The sequence below is a fragment of the Capnocytophaga sp. oral taxon 338 str. F0234 genome, assembly GCF_000192225.1.
Classification (GTDB): Bacteria; Bacteroidota; Bacteroidia; order Flavobacteriales; family Flavobacteriaceae; genus Capnocytophaga.
In genome coordinates this window covers 760,357-776,045 of the sequence record NZ_GL872413.1, presented here as the reverse complement: position 1 = coordinate 776,045, position 15,689 = coordinate 760,357, and the positions used below count along the sequence as shown (strand labels likewise).

12 protein-coding genes and 2 tRNA genes are annotated in these 15,689 nt (G+C 37.9%); 6 read left to right on the top strand and 8 right to left on the bottom strand.

The features are described from left to right. Positions 1–13 precede the first annotated feature (13 nt). Together HMPREF9071_RS03630 and HMPREF9071_RS03625 are read right to left on the bottom strand one after the other, a co-directional pair. Positions 14–2,776: a calcium-translocating P-type ATPase, PMCA-type gene (locus tag HMPREF9071_RS03630; protein WP_009745217.1), complete on the bottom strand. Its 2,763-nt coding sequence runs from the start codon at positions 2,774–2,776 to the stop codon at positions 14–16. Between the two features lie 27 nt (positions 2,777–2,803). Further along, a complete protein-coding gene (locus tag HMPREF9071_RS03625; RefSeq protein ID WP_009745216.1) occupies positions 2,804–6,097 on the bottom strand; it encodes a DUF2723 domain-containing protein in 3,294 nt (1,097 codons plus the stop codon). Between the two features lie 145 nt (positions 6,098–6,242). Here HMPREF9071_RS03625 and HMPREF9071_RS03620 point away from each other — a divergent pair. Both HMPREF9071_RS03620 and HMPREF9071_RS03615 read left to right on the top strand, forming a co-directional pair. Then, positions 6,243–6,313: transfer RNA gene (locus HMPREF9071_RS03620), tRNA-Gln, on the top strand. Between the two features lie 137 nt (positions 6,314–6,450). Beyond that, positions 6,451–6,521: transfer RNA gene (locus HMPREF9071_RS03615), tRNA-Gln, on the top strand. 302 nt (positions 6,522–6,823) lie between these two features. Here the strand turns inward: HMPREF9071_RS03615 and HMPREF9071_RS03610 are convergent. The 6 genes from HMPREF9071_RS03610 to HMPREF9071_RS03585 all read right to left on the bottom strand — a co-directional run bounded on the left by HMPREF9071_RS03610 (position 6,824) and on the right by HMPREF9071_RS03585 (position 11,396). Further along, the gene (locus tag HMPREF9071_RS03610) at positions 6,824–7,750 is read right to left on the bottom strand and encodes a glutaminase (RefSeq protein WP_009745215.1); all 927 of its coding nucleotides are present in this window, start codon (positions 7,748–7,750) and stop codon (positions 6,824–6,826) included. Positions 7,751–7,763: 13 nt separating this feature from the next. Beyond that, positions 7,764–8,582, bottom strand: a complete 819-nt coding sequence (gene kdsA / locus HMPREF9071_RS03605; protein ID WP_009745214.1) for a 3-deoxy-8-phosphooctulonate synthase — start codon at positions 8,580–8,582, stop codon at positions 7,764–7,766. Positions 8,583–8,759: 177 nt separating this feature from the next. After that, entirely contained in the window at positions 8,760–9,458 is a 699-nt protein-coding gene (locus HMPREF9071_RS03600) for a zinc metallopeptidase (protein WP_009745212.1), read from the bottom strand. A 78-nt stretch (positions 9,459–9,536) separates the two neighbouring features. Further along, complete coding sequence (gene cysD / locus HMPREF9071_RS03595; RefSeq protein WP_009745211.1) at positions 9,537–10,430, bottom strand: sulfate adenylyltransferase subunit CysD; 894 nt, start codon at positions 10,428–10,430, stop codon at positions 9,537–9,539. Between the two features lie 61 nt (positions 10,431–10,491). Next, positions 10,492–10,920, bottom strand: coding sequence for an energy transducer TonB (locus HMPREF9071_RS03590; protein WP_009745210.1), 429 nt, complete (start codon positions 10,918–10,920; stop codon positions 10,492–10,494). A 47-nt stretch (positions 10,921–10,967) separates the two neighbouring features. Then, on the bottom strand, positions 10,968–11,396 hold the full coding sequence (locus HMPREF9071_RS03585) for an energy transducer TonB (protein ID WP_009745209.1): 429 nt from the start codon (positions 11,394–11,396) through the stop codon (positions 10,968–10,970). A 261-nt stretch (positions 11,397–11,657) separates the two neighbouring features. Between HMPREF9071_RS03585 and guaB the strand changes: the two genes are divergently transcribed. From guaB to HMPREF9071_RS03565, 4 genes are all read left to right on the top strand, one after another. Then, positions 11,658–13,136 (top strand): IMP dehydrogenase, encoded by a 1,479-nt coding sequence (gene guaB / locus HMPREF9071_RS03580; RefSeq protein ID WP_009745208.1) that lies wholly within the window; start codon positions 11,658–11,660, stop codon positions 13,134–13,136. Between the two features lie 164 nt (positions 13,137–13,300). Further along, complete coding sequence (locus tag HMPREF9071_RS03575) at positions 13,301–13,624, top strand: hypothetical protein (protein ID WP_009745207.1); 324 nt, start codon at positions 13,301–13,303, stop codon at positions 13,622–13,624. Between the two features lie 238 nt (positions 13,625–13,862). Beyond that, a complete protein-coding gene (locus HMPREF9071_RS03570) occupies positions 13,863–14,867 on the top strand; it encodes an MBL fold metallo-hydrolase (protein ID WP_009745206.1) in 1,005 nt (334 codons plus the stop codon). A 36-nt stretch (positions 14,868–14,903) separates the two neighbouring features. After that, the gene (locus tag HMPREF9071_RS03565; RefSeq protein WP_009745205.1) at positions 14,904–15,245 is read left to right on the top strand and encodes a hypothetical protein; all 342 of its coding nucleotides are present in this window, start codon (positions 14,904–14,906) and stop codon (positions 15,243–15,245) included. The last annotated feature ends 444 nt before the right edge of the window (positions 15,246–15,689 follow it).

The window sequence follows — 15,689 nt, the reverse complement described above, 5'->3', positions numbered from 1 at the left end:
TCTTACCCAAGATCTATACCCAAAAATTTAACTTACTAACGGAACTTACATGTGGTCTATTTTTAACTAAACGCAAGAGTTCTCCTACCCAGAGGACTATACTTGTAGCCCCAATGATAATACACCAGTCTATGAGTTGTAGTGGAGTAACATTGAACATTTTTCCACCAAAGGTAGTGATAAACACCTGTCCTACAATAATTGCTATTGCTATCATTAAAAAACCTTGACTCTTACCCATATTGTGAAAAGCACTCTTTCCGGTTCGGTAGGCTTTCGCATTGAACATATTCCAGAATTGCAACAATACAAATATTGAGAAGAATAAGGAAAGTTCATAAGCCGATAGTCCGTTTTCAGGAGCTCCAAAATGGAAGAAATGACTCAAATAATCAACAAGGGAGAACTGTGTGAGACTAATGATATCTTCATTTTTAAAGTACTGAATAAAGCCAAAAAGCAATACAACAAAGAAACCACCCACCCCAAAGATAGCTTCTACCATCGGAGAGGTGATAATATTCGCTCCTCGTTTACGTGGTTTATCATTCATCACACGGTTGCTTGGTGGTAGAGACGCTAATGCTAAGGCTGCAAAGGTGTCCATAATGAGGTTTACCCATAGCATCTGAGTAACGGTAAGTGGAGATTCCACACCTAAGAAAGCCCCAATGAGTACAATGATACATGCCGCTACATTAATAGTCATCTGGAAGAGGATAAAACGCTGAATATTCAGGTAGAGCGAGCGTCCCCACATCACTGCTTTTCCTATACTACTGAAGGAGTTGTCTAAAATGGTAATATCACTGGCTTCCTTGGCTACAGAAGTACCATCACCCATGGAAAGACCTACTTGGGCGGCTTTAAGAGCAGGTGCATCATTGGTGCCATCACCGGTTACTGCGACTACCTCTCCTCTCTGTTGGAGTAAGTTCACAAGACGTGCTTTATCAAGCGGGCGTGCACGTGAAATCACGCGTAAGTCACCTATGCGCTTCAAGAGTTCAGCATCACTCATTGCAGCAAATTCTACACCGGTGATTTGATTGCGATCGGTACAAGTATCATCCCACAAATGTATTTGGCGAGCAATTTCACGAGCGGTACCCGGAGTATCTCCCGTTACTATCTTTACCTGAATACCCGCATGCAGACACTCTTCAATAGAAGCAGGCACATCAGGACGTACAGGGTCGGATATAGCAGTAACCCCTATAAAGTACAAGCTATTGATTACAAGTTTACCATTTTCGGAAATAACCGTCTTAGGATCCTCAATTATTTTATATGCAAAACCGATAGTGCGCATTGCTTGGCTCTGATATTGCAATAGCTTAGCCTCAAAATCGATCTCAGAGATATCTGAAAGGAACTTACCTCCCTCTCGGCAAAAGGTCATCACAATTTCAGGGGCTCCTTTTACGTACAACACGGGTTTACCAAATGTAGGTGATTGTACCAGTGTTGCCATATATTTACGTTCGGTAGAGAAGGTGAGTTGTTGCAAAATTTCGCTTCCTTCACGTATAGGTAAGTAATTAGTACCTTTGCTGTAAAGCCATAAAAGGAGGGCTCCCTCGGTAGGGTTCCCCAATACATTGGGTTTATCTTTATCAGTAAAATCCAAATAAGCTGTAGAGTTCACCGCCATTGATTCAGCAATGAGGTTATCTGCTAATTGTTTATCAACAAATTTGTTAAAATAAGTCTCATAGATGGTCATTTGGTTTTGGGTAAGTGTACCTGTTTTGTCGGTGCAAATCACCGTAACAGCACCCATTGTTTCGCAAGCATGCATTTTGCGCACAAGGTTGTTAGTAGCCATCATGCTACGCATACTATATGCTAAACTGAGCGTTACACTCATGGGCAAGCCTTCGGGTACTGCCACCACGATTACGGTAATGGCTACCATCACCGTATTGAGCAAGTAGCCCCCGAAAGAAACCCAATCAATATTATCCAAGCTATGAGCAGGGTTCATAAAGTAGAGAAGCAAACGCCCTACTACTACCAGAAAGGCAATCGAATAACTGATTTTGGTAATGATACTTGCAAGTTTTTCCAATTGTTCATTCAGGGGGGTTTTCACTGAACTATCAATCTGTACTCCCTTGAACACTTTTCCATATTCAGTAGCATCACCTACTTTTTTTACTTCAAAAATACCATGACCATCGGCTACGGCTGTCCCTCTACATACATAATTGGAAGGATAAGTAGCTTCTGCTTCAAAATCAGTAGGATTAGTAGTTTTGTGCACCAAAGGTTCTCCTGTGAGGGTTGACTCATTAATGTGTAACGATACAGCTTCCAAAAGTTCACCATCAGCAGGTACTTCTTCTCCTGTTTCCAAGATAATAATATCTCCCACTACTATATCCTTTTTGAGCACTTGGGTTACACGTTCATTGCGAATTACTTTGTAGTAGATATCATCATTTACTTGATTAAGTATTTCAAACTGCTTATTAGCTTTCTGCTCAAAATAAAAAGCCACTCCAGTAGCCAATAGTACAGCAAAGAGAATCCCTACAGGCTCTAAGAAAGCGTGTATGCCTTCATTAGAGACTACGTACTCATAGGTAGAGACTCCAAATGAAAAGACAAGGGCTACCAAGAGAATGATGATAATAGGGTCGGTAAACTTCTCTAAGAATTGCCTCCATAGCGGATCCTTTTTTACGGAAGTAAGAGCATTATGACCATACTTCTGACGATTTTCAAGGACTTGTGCATCGGTAAGCCCTTTATAATGATGTTTTTCTAACATATTCTCTTAACGGGTACTATCTTATTTCTATTGCGCTCCTTGGGGAGTTGTGTCAGAAGAGGATGTTTGAGATTTTTTCTCTGTATGTTCCTCTGCTTCCTCTCTTCCTTGCAGCAGACCATAGGAACTAGCAAGGTTAGAAAGGCTTCGGATATAATTATTATAAATGCTTTCTTGCTTTTTAAAGAATTCCTTATCATCATCCCTGAGAATAATAAGTAAAGAGCTGTAACGACTTAAATCCCGTTCCATCTCTTGATAAAGAGAAACAAAATCTCCAGCAGAGAGCGTCAAATAATAGTCTATATTTTCTTGATATTTTCGTACTACTTCTAAAAACAATTTTCGTGCTTTCTCCGTTTCTTTTACTTGATAATAGCCAGTAATAAAAGGTTCTACGGTGAAGTAGTATCCAAAATGGCTCACAGGAATATGCTTCATAGCAAGGTCAAGAATTTCCTTTGCCTTTTGTGTTTTCCCTTCATTAATAAGTGCTTCTGTAAGGCGAGCGAGGTTACCTCGGAAAACAATACTATTACGGCGTGTTTCTGGGTCATGATAAATATTAGGGTCATTCATATTACCCCAGTCCCATGTTTTAACGATGTTATACATCAGGTCTGCATCTATTCGCCCCATATCATAAGGATTATCCTTATCTATAGGAGTTTTGATAGGCACAAGCTTATAAGCAAGTCCGTCCAACTGGAGGTAATCGCGCATCCAGATATACTCATCATCACTATAGCTACCTCCGGTAAAATAAATAGGTCGTTTCCAATCATTATTGGCAATAATATCAAGCATCATCAGACGATTTTTGCCCATACCAAAAGGGAGCTTGATATCAATATAGTCCACAATTTTATCAGCATCTTCTGGCTTTACAATTCCACTCTTAAGTACATTTTCCTTATTAACAGGGATACGGATTTTATTGGTAGGATAACTCGAATAGAAGAGAGGGGGGGCATCCTCACGTTCTATTTCCATTTTTGTTTTAGGGTCATCACTCCCTACCCATTTCATAAAGTCCTTTATAAGCCATGTTTTGTCCGTTTTCTGGTCAAAGTAAATAGCATCACGGACTCCATAGGCATATTGAGAATGAACAAGCTCGGAAGGAATAGGGTCACTGGTATAGGCTTTCCGTTTCATCTGGTCTATATACCAATCTGTCCCTAAAAGAGATGTATTAATCACTCGTACATCGGTACGATAATGTTCCACCTCCTGCATATACCACATCCCAAAAGTATCATTATCTCCTATAGAGAATATCATGGCTCCATTATCTTTGGATACAGAATCCAAATAACTCCTCGCTAAGGCTCGTGCTGTATAACGATTAGAACGATCATGGTCATCCCAATTCTCTGCTAACATGCGTGCAGGCACCACAAGCAGACATACTATGACCACTCCAGGAGCTAAGTACTTAGAAGAAATGCTTTCTTTAATTAATGAATAAATAGCATACACTCCCATCCCTATCCAAATGGCAAAGGTAAAGAAAGAGCCCACCAGCGCATAATCTCGTTCTCGAGGTTCAAAAGGACGTTCATTTAGGTATACCTTCAGTGCTAATCCCGTAAAGAGAAAGAGTACCAAGGTTATCCACCATTGTCGCTTGCTGGAGGAAAACTGGAAAAACATTCCTATCAATCCTAATAGGAGAGGTAAGAAGAAGTAGGTATTACGTCCTCTGTTATTCTGTTCATCTGAGGGTAGGTGGGATTGAGGATAGCCTGTATGCCACTCATCTATGAAGGAAATGCCAGAAATCCAATTCCCATGATTATTATTTATTTTCCCTTGAATATCATCTTGACGACCTACGAAATTCCATAGTAGATATCTCAAATACATATAATCAAACTGATAACTAAACATAAAAGATAAGTTATCCCAGAAAGAAGGCTTTTCAACAATAAACCTTCCTTGACTGCGACGAAGTATATAAGAATACTGTTCATAATCTCCTGCAGCTAAAGCCTTCTGGAGCTCTTTGTTGAGATATTCTGTTTGCTGGTCATCTATATATCTGGGATCTATATGATACTTTAATGGACTGGTAAGAGCCATATAATTGGCTGCATGCTCTGAACTCCACATACGTGGTAATAAGCCAATATGTTCAGGATTAGGAGCATCTAAAGCATCCTTATAGTTATTGACAATGATGTATTTGTGTGCTTTATAATCCCGTTCATATTTAGGTTTTTCATCTGTATAATCAGTTGTAGGAGCGAACTGATCGGAGTACATAGGTCCTTTGAATAAATAGGTTTTTTGATATTGTTCTAAGTTATAATATGCCAAGAGCAGGCGGGCATCCGTAGGACTATTTTCATTAATGACCGTTCCTGCATTAGAACGAATAGGGATCATCAGCCAAGAGGAAAACCCTATAAAGATAAAAAGTAAGCAGAGAGTAGCTGTCTGTAATAGCTTTTTTTGATGTTTTTGTGCATACCATAGCGTAAAAGAGAACAAACATATAAGCAATACCCCTATAAAAATAGTTCCAGAATTAAAAGGCATACTAAGTTCATTAACAAAAAATACTTCTGTATAGCCAAATAATGCCAAAGTGTAGGGGAGTATTAGCTTGAATATCAAAAGTAATATGGAAATAGAAATCACATTAGCCCATATAAAATTCTTAATATTTTTCTTAAAATGAGATTGAAAGAAATAAAGCATCCCAATGGCAGGGATTGTAAGTAGTGCCATAAAGTGTACTCCAAAGGAGAGTCCTACTACCAAAGCAATTAAAAGTAGCCACTTATCACCACGAGGGTTATCCAAATTATCTGTCCACTTGAGCCCTAAGTAGAACATGGCGGACATGAACAGCATTGCCATAGCATATACCTCTGTTTCCGTAGCATTGAACCAGAAACTATCCGAGAATGTATAAGCCAAAGCTCCTACTACACCACTACCCAACAAAGCAATCGCATTTCCTATAGAAAGAGTCTCTTCTTTTGGCAAAATAATTTTTCTAGTAAAATTGACTATAATAAAATAGAGAAATAATATAGTAAAAGCACTAGAGAATACTGAGATAAAGTTCACAAAAAGAGCTGTCTTTTCAGGAGAGGGAGAGAAAGAAGCAATGAAAGCTCCTACCATCTGAAAGAAAGGAGCTCCAGGAGGGTGTCCTACTTCCAACTTAGCAGAAGTGGCTATATATTCTCCACAGTCCCAAAAGCTTATCGTAGGTTCTACAGAGAGCCCATAAGTGATTAAAGCAATGAGAAATACCCCCCATCCTGTAATGAGATTATACTTATGAAAATCCTTTTGTAAGTTCATTATTTATCTTTTAAAAAAACGGAGCGAAGATAAGCATTTTTATTTTATCAACCTAATAAATTAAGGAGAAAAAAATTTTTTATTTTTTTGTATGAAGTATTGTAAGTTTGAAAAAAAGTTGTACCTTTGCACCGCATTTGAGCAGTGGTCTATGGTGTAATGGTAACACAGCAGATTTTGGTTCTGTTATTCAAGGTTCGAGTCCTTGTAGACCAACTCTTTAAAATAATTCTTCTGAATTGGGTTAATCATATTATTATAGTTTAAAGTTATTTGGAAAAAGCAGCCTTTTATGGTTGCTTTTTTTATTGGTTATTTAAAAAAAAGTTGTACCTTTGCACCGCAATAAACAATGGTCTATGGTGTAATGGTAACACGGCAGATTCTGGCTCTGCAATTCAAGGTTCGAGTCCTTGTAGACCAACTTCTTCAACAATTAATTATTAGTTCTCCATACTAAACTAACTATAAGGTAATAGTAATAACTGCTCTATATTTATAGAAGAGTTCATTTGTAAGAAGAAAACCTTGTAGGTGAGAGAAAGGCTATTACAACTACCCCTTATGAAACTATTTCTGAAAACGGCGAAATAGCACAGAGCATTCTTTAGATCCTCTCATACTTATAACCACAAAGGAGAATATCCTTTCAAATACTCATATAACCAAAAAGGACATTTAGTACAAAAGGAATTTTGATCGGATAATGATGAGTTCACGTACTATTTAAAATACAGATATTTGCGTTTGCATTGTAAATCCTTCTAAGAATCGTACTCCTCTATACGAATTCCCTTTATCATTCAAGCGAGGACTCCATACGGCTATTGCGTAATGTCCTGGCATAATAGCCACAATTCCCCCTCCTACACCACTTTTACCTGGAAGTCCTACACGGAAGGCAAATTCTCCAGACTCATCATAGAAACCACAAGTCTGCATAATAGCATTAATACGTTTGGTATATACATGAGGAAGAATACGTTTGTTATTATGTAAGGTAATGCCATCATTGGCTAAGAAAGTGAATATATAAGCTAAGGATTCACAGGTGAGTTCTATAGAACAAAGTCTGAAATAGAAATCTAATACTCTTTCAGGGTCATTTTCTATATTTCCCAATGATTTTATATAATAGCAAAGAGCAAAGTTACGGTAACCCACCTCCTTTTCAGAAGAAGCAATCGCATCAGAATATTCTATTGTGGGGTCATTGGCAAGCTGACGAACAAAACTCAAGAATTCCTCTTCAGCATTTTTAAAATGCGAGAGCAGGATATCACAAATAACAATAGCTCCTGCGTTAATAAGTGGGTTACGCGGGATTCCATTATTGGCTTCAAGCTGTAATAAGGAGTTAAATGAGGTTCCTGAAGGTTCTACCGATACGCGTTCCCATATACTATCTCCAAAGATATCATACGCCATAGAAAGCGAAAGTACTTTAGCAATACTCTGAATGGAGAATTTCTCTTGATAATCTCCTATGCCAAACTTTTTTCCTCCCAATGTATGGATAGCGATTCCAAACTTATCAGGGCTAATATTAAGTAATTCAGGGATATAGGTGGGTATCTTCCCTAGATTTTTCCCTTGATACACCTTGTTATAAATACCTGTAATAGTTTTAGCGTAAGCCGTTTGCTCATTCATAAGTAATTAGATTTTAGAAAGCATTAATAGTTTTTCGTATAGTTACAAGGCGAGAGAGAAGTCCCTCAAGCAAGTCCAAATGAAGCATATTTGCCCCATCACTCTTAGCATGTGTAGGGTCAAAATGAGTTTCTATAAAAATACCGTCCACATGATTAACAACCCCTGCACGAGCAATGGTTTCGATCATTTCAGGTCTGCCTCCAGTTACTCCTGAACTCTGATTAGGCTGTTGAAGAGAATGAGTGATATCCAATACCACAGGAGCATACGCTCGCATAGTAGGAATACCTCGAAAGTCCACTATCATATCTTGATAGCCGAACATAGTTCCCCTATCGGTAATACATACCTGTTCATTACCACTCTCTAATACTTTCTGTACAGCATACTTCATACTTTCAGGGCTCATAAATTGTCCTTTTTTAAGGTTCACTGCTTTTCCTGTACGAGCGGCTGCTACAACCAAGTCCGTCTGCCTAACTAAAAAGGCTGGAATTTGTAGGATATCCACATACTGAGCAGCCATTTGTGCATCCTTTACCTCATGAATATCTGTTATTGTAGGCACCTGAAAAGTCTGGGACACTTTCTGTAATATCTTTAATGCTTTTTCATCACCTATTCCTGTAAAGGAATCCAACCGGCTACGATTGGCTTTCTTAAAACTACCCTTAAATACATAAGGTATAGCAAGGGTATCTGTAATTTTTACAATTCTCTCGGCAATCCGCAGCGCCATCTCTTCCCCTTCTATGGCACAAGGTCCTGCCAAAAGGAAAAAATTATTAGATTGTAAATGCTTGATATGAGGTATTTTTTCTAGAATCACTTTTTAATAATTAATATGTTATAAACCAATGAACCAATGTTTTCACTACTCTAAGTTTTTAATCCTATTTACTAAAGATTTTATAGATAGCCTCAAAGACTTCTTGATTGATATGAACTTTTGGTGGCTCTCTTTTTATAAAGAGGATTTACAATTTTCTTCTATTAATCATTACCATTAGTCTCTGTTACTTCCTAAAAGCCTATATGCCCAATAGAGGAGTTGTGCCAAGGAACCTAAAGCAGCTACTACATACGTACGCGCTGCCCACTTAAGGGAATCCTCAGCTCCTTTGTATTCTTCTTGGGAGAGCATATTCTTGTCCTTAAGCCATGCCAAAGCACGACCACTAGCATCATATTCCACAGGTAAGGTAATAAAGGCAAAAGCAGTAGTTACTGCAAAAAGTATAACTCCCAATACAGCTAAGTAGTACCCAAAGCCCATCTTAGCTCCTGCTCCCAAGATAAGTCCTCCCAAGATAAGCCACTGGGACAGATTGGAGGAGACACTTACAACAGGTACAAGTTTGGAACGGAGGGTAAGCCAAGAATAAGCCTGTGCATGTTGCACTGCATGACCACATTCGTGAGCCGCTACTGCTGCTGCCGCTGCATTACGTTGGTTATAAACAGTTTCACTAAGGTTAACCGTTTTATCTATAGGGTTATAATGGTCAGTAAGCCTTCCCGGAGTAGAAATTACTTTCACATCATAGATACCATGATCTTGAAGCATTTTTTGGGCTATCTCTGCACCACTCATTCCATTACGCAAATATACTTTAGAGTAATAGTCAAACTTCTGTTGCAATCGGTTACTCACCAACCAACTGAATAAGGCTATTACCCCTATAATTACATAATAAATCAACATAAATACTAATTGTTAATTGTTATTAATTGTATATAGTTCTAAAATCATGCCAAAATAGAAATCTGACAAGATGGCATTCTAAAAGTATCCTCCTTTTTTTCTGTCCTCCATAGCAGCTTCAGTAACACGGTCATCTATACGGGTTTCCCCACGTTCAGAAATACGGGAAGCAGCTATCTCCCTAACTACCTCCTCAAGAGTGGCTGCATTACTCTCTATAGCAGCGGTACAGGTCATATCCCCTACAGTGCGGTAGCGAACCCGCTTGTTAAGGATTTTGTCATTTTCATCTATCTGGATAAAAGGAGAAACAGCAATTAGGCGTCCTTCATGCTCTATTACTTCTCTATTATGGGCAAAATAGATAGAAGGTAAGGCAATTTGTTCTTGTTCTATATAACTCCACACATCCAGTTCTGTCCAGTTGGAAATGGGAAATACTCGTACATTCTCCCCTTTATGAATACGTCCATTATAGATATTCCACAATTCAGGACGCTGGAGCTTGGGATCCCATTGACCAAACTCATCACGTACAGAAAAGAAACGCTCCTTAGCACGCGCTTTCTCCTCGTCACGGCGAGCCCCTCCTATACAAGCATCAAAATGAAACTCTTCAATAGTATCAAGTAACGTATAGGTTTGTAACCAGTTACGGGAGGCAAATTTCCCTTTAGGTTCAGTGAGTCCCTTTGCTTTAATTGTGTCCTCCACCTGGCGTACAATAAGTTCTGCTCCGATGCGTTTTGCCAATGCATCTCGGTAGACAATCGCTTCAGGAAAGTTATGCCCTGTATCAATATGTACCAAAGGAAAGGGAATTTTCATGGGAGCAAAGGCTTTTATAGCTAAGTGAACCAAAGTAATAGAGTCCTTTCCACCACTAAAGAGTAAGGCAGGATGTTCAAACTGCGCGGCTACTTCGCGCATAATATAAATACTTTCTGCTTCTAATTGCTTAAGATGATTCATTGTTAATGACTAATGATTAATGACAAGTGACGAATGGCAATGTTTTTCACTTTTTCAGTCCTTACTGAGAAAGTTTGAATGCTATAGGATAGCGATAGACGATTCCTATTGGCTTACCCCTTTGTAGGGCTGGGGAGAGTTGAGGAAATCCATCAAATATCCTACAGGCTTCTTCCTGTAAGAGAGGATCACCTCCTTTTACTTCTTTTATAGAAAGTTTTCCTTTTCTATCTATTTTAAGGATTACTATTACTCTACCCTGAATATTTTTGTCTATGGCTTCTTCAGGATATTGAAAATTTTTCATCACCCATTGGTCTAAAAATTTTTTAAAAGGAATTTCCTTTATCTCTCCTGTAATGGTATCTGTTTGTAAGTAATAAGGGTGTTTTTCTATCAGGGCAAAAGGGATATCTTCTTCTTCCTGTGCTAGCAAGGGAAAAGAGCTAAAAATAATAGCTATAAGATATAGAATCCTACTTGCTTTCATAATATTTTTAAGAAATAAAATTACAATTTATTTTCTACATATACAAGTCAATTGGCGAGTCTGAATGCAATAGGATAGGCAATGGTAATGCTTACAGGCTTATCTCCTTGTAGGGCAGGAAAGAGCTGAGGGAATCCGTCAAATACCCTACAAGCTTCTTCTTGTAGGAGAGGATCACCCTCCCTTATTTCTTCTATAGAAAAAATCCCTTTTTCATCTATCTTGAATATTACAATTACTTTTCCTTGAATCATTTCTTCTACAGCTCTTTTTGGATATTGTAAATTTTTTGTCACCCATCGGTCTAAAAAATTCTTGATAGGTATTTCTTTTTTTTCTCCTGTAAGGGTATCGGTTTTTAAGTAATAAGGTAGCTTATCTATCCGTGTAGAAGGAATACCGTCCTCTTCTTGGGCATATAGGGAGAGAGTCCCTAAAATCGTTCCTATAAGAAACAGGTTTCTAAAGGCTATCATATTTTTTCTGTTTGTGAAGGCAAAAGTACAATTTATTTTCTAAATACACAAGATTTAGGCTTTAGGTCTGACATCAATAGTACATATAGTATGAAAAACACATATTTTATTCATTATCAAAATGGTAATATTTTAGAAGTTATCTATGACCCCTCCTTTGACTAAATCACTTTCTTTGTCTGAATAAAAAGTTTGTTAAAAAGGGAAAAGTTTAGTTTTAAAACTATAACTTTGTACTTTTATTTACAAAACGTATCATTTATGAATTCCTACAACTCCAAAATTATCAGTGAGGGGCTTACATACGATGATGTATTGCTTGTTCCCCAATATTCCGAAGTACTCCCCAGAGAAGTTTCTATCCAATCCTTTTTTAGTAGAAATATTTCCTTAAATGTACCTATCGTTTCAGCAGCGATGGATACAGTAACTGAGTCCGCTATGGCGATTGCTATTGCTCGTGAAGGAGGTATTGGGGTACTCCACAAGAACATGACTATAGAGGAGCAAGCCCAACAAGTGCGCAAAGTAAAACGTGCTGAAAGTGGTATGATTATAGATCCGGTAACGCTCTCGCTCTCCTCCACTGTAGGTGATGCTAAGCAATGTATGAAAGAGCACAGCATAGGAGGAATCCCTATTGTGGATGATCAAGGTATCCTCAAAGGAATTGTTACCAATCGTGATTTACGCTTTGAGCGTGAAGGGAAACGTCCTATTACCCAAGTGATGACCAGTCAATATCTTATCACTGCTCCTGAGGGAATCTCCATGAAAGATGCGGAAAAAATATTGGAACGTAACAAGATAGAAAAGCTCCCTGTCGTTAATAAAGATAACAAACTTGTAGGGCTTATTACCTTCCGTGACATAGCTAACTTACAAAGCAAATCCATTTCCAACAAGGATAACTTAGGGCGCTTACGAGTAGCTGCTGCTTTAGGAGTAACCCTTGATGCTGTAGAGCGTGCAGAAGCTCTTGTTCATGCAGGAGTAGATGCGGTGGTGATAGATACTGCACACGGACATACACGTGGAGTGGTTTCTGTCCTTAAAAAAGTAAAAGAGCATTTCCCTTCTTTGGACGTTGTAGTGGGTAATATTGCTACTGCTGAGGCGGCTCTTTACTTAGCTCAGGCAGGAGCTGATGCCGTAAAGGTAGGAATCGGCCCTGGTTCTATCTGCACTACTCGTGTAGTGGCAGGAGTGGGCTATCCACAACTTTCTGCAGTAATGCAAGTGGCAGCAATTCTTAAGAGAGAGAACATACAAATTCCCGTGATTGCCGATGGGGGTATCCGCTATACAGGAGATATTGTAAAGGCGATTGCTGCAGGAGCCGACTGTGTGATGCTTGGCTCTCTTTTAGCAGGAATTAAGGAATCTCCAGGAGAAACAATTATCTTTGAAGGCAGAAAGTTCAAATCCTATCGTGGTATGGGATCTGTGGAAGCTATGCAAAAAGGTAGTAAGGATCGGTATTTTCAAGATGTAGAGGACGATATTAAAAAACTTGTTCCAGAGGGTATCGTAGGACGTGTACCTTACAAAGGAGAGTTACAGGAGAGCATGCACCAGTTCATCGGAGGCTTACGTGCGGGCATGGGCTATTGTGGTGCTAAGGATATTACTACCTTAAAAGAAACAGGTAAATTTGTTCGCATTACCACCAGTGGTATTGCTGAAAGTCATCCTCATAATGTAACCATCACTAAGGAAGCTCCAAACTATTCGAGATAACGTAATAATTAGTTTATTATCAGGGAAGGAAAAACTTATCATGATGATTAATCTTAACTAATAAATAAGCTAAAAATGGGTATATATGCATAAGATAACACATATATGCCCATTGTGCATTTAGAAATAAATCTGCATATTCACTTTTAAAAAATATATTGACAATGAGAGTACTTTATCTTATTTTTATTATAGTCATCATTGCACTGGGAGTTACCCATTCAGCTTTGAGTTTTAAGAAATATGAAAATTTCTCAGCAGAAGCCTTTTGGTTTTTTAGTGCAGGATTAGCACTCATCTTTGCAGGAGTAGCCAACCTAATGCATTATCAATTGAAACTATCTCTCACTTTCCATTATTGCACCATCATAAATATACTTTTAGTGATTTTTACTGTGCTATTAGCCATGAAAGTACCTCTACCCACCACCCTATTGGTAGCTGTTTTTTCAGTATTAATGACTTCTTTAATGTTTTTAAACAAGTAAAAAAAGATAAAACCCAATAGAACTCAGACTTCCACCACAAGGAAAGACAATTTGAAATGATCAGAGTCCTACCCAATATAAGAACCATAGCGTGCGAGGATACTATTGACCTTCAGAAGAAATTGACATCCTTCTCCAATATGCTTGTTCTATGAAAGACTCTTGATGATAGCTTCATAATACTCGCTGAGTATTTAAAAAATATTTATACTTTTGTAGTTGCAGAACAAAAAATATTATGAACAGACGTAAGTTTTTTAAAACAACTGCTCTTAGTGGAGGGGCATTAGCTATTCCTCCACTAATGAGCTTCTTACCTGAAAGGAGTATCAATACAGTTGCTCCACAAGCAGGTTGCTCTCTTAGTATAGTATTGGGTGATCTGGAGTTATTTGTTCTTTCTGATGGTTATATGAATGTAGCTCCACCTCAGTCCATTTTTGCACCTCATACTCCTAAGAAAGATTTTCTAAGCCAAATGCAGCAGCTATATCTTAATCCTGCACTAATGCAGATGTCAGTGAACATATTACTTATAAAATTAGGTAGTAAGCGTATTCTCATAGATGCAGGGAATGGCAAACATTCAGGAAAAACAAACATAGGAAGGCTCCCTGAAAATCTCTCAAAAATAGGCATAGCTCTTACTGATATTACCGATGTATTTATCACCCACGCTCATGGCGACCATATCGGGGGACTTACCACTCCTGAAGGACAACTTACCTTTCCCAACGCTCATTATTATATCCACCAAAAAGAATATGACTTTTGGCTCTCCCCAAAGCCCGATTTCTCCAAAACCCAATACAAGAGAACCCCTGAGCAGTTAACACAATATGTAAACTATTCACGCAATATTCTCAAGGCACTTGAGGGGAAACTGCACTTTTTTAAGGAAGGCGACATTCTTTTTGACATTCTCAAAACTGAATTAGCCGATGGGCATACTCCAGGACATACGCTTGTAACTATTACTTCTAAAGGTCGCTCGCTGAAACATTTAGCCGATACTATACATTCACCTCTGTTAGTTACAAAGCCCGATTGGGGCGTACTGTGGGATACTGACTATAAGAAAGGTATTGACACCCGTAGGTGTGTATTAGAGACCTGTTATCAAGAGTGTATACTCACCTTTGCAGGGCATTTACCTTTCCCTGGATTGGGGTATATAAGCAAACCAAAAGAATATCATTGGGTACCTTTTTCTTATGCATCACCAGAAGATATAATATTATAATTAACTAATTAATCAGTAAATCAACTCATTAATATTATGACCTCAGACGAATTTGCAAAGAATTTTTACCTTGAAAAGTTAGCGTTTTTAAAGTTGTGTTTTGAAAAACAAACACATCCTTCTGCTGTAAATGTCAAAATAAAAGAAATGGCACTCACAGATATTCAAAAAGACAAACTCAAGGAAGTAATTGATATTCTGTTAGATGATGTGTTCTACACTATTTTATTGGGGTTAGATGGTGAATGTCCCATAGGCAACATCCAGCAAACATATAAGATATATGACGAAAGCGACAACCTTATTTCAGATTGTGGTGAATTAGAAGTAAGTGCTGGAGATTATTTTAATGATCATAAATATGAAAAACAAAAATGAAATGATTTACTTAGTGGATTTAAGTTGCTAAAAGATAATAATAGAAAGAATAAAAGAGAGGTTCTAAAGGCGTCTCAACCCCTTTTCATTTATAGAAAAAATATTTTATAAGTTCGAAACTGACCAGCTGATAACACTTTATGCACTTACAAATAGCAAATCCTACACTCTAAAGAATAATATTATGAATAATGATATTCAACAACTCATATCACAACAGCATCAATTTTTCTATACCAATCAGACAAAAGAGATATCCTTTAGAATAGCACAACTTAAAAAGCTCAAACAACTACATTAATATATTTATTTACTTAAAGGTGGTAGGTAAATTTTTCATTTTGTTTTCAATTCATTGTATTTCAGCGTGTTATTGTTTTTTTGTTTTGTTTCCAATAATAAAAAAGTAAGGAACTCGGAGGATTATTAAAGCAAAAGGTAAGG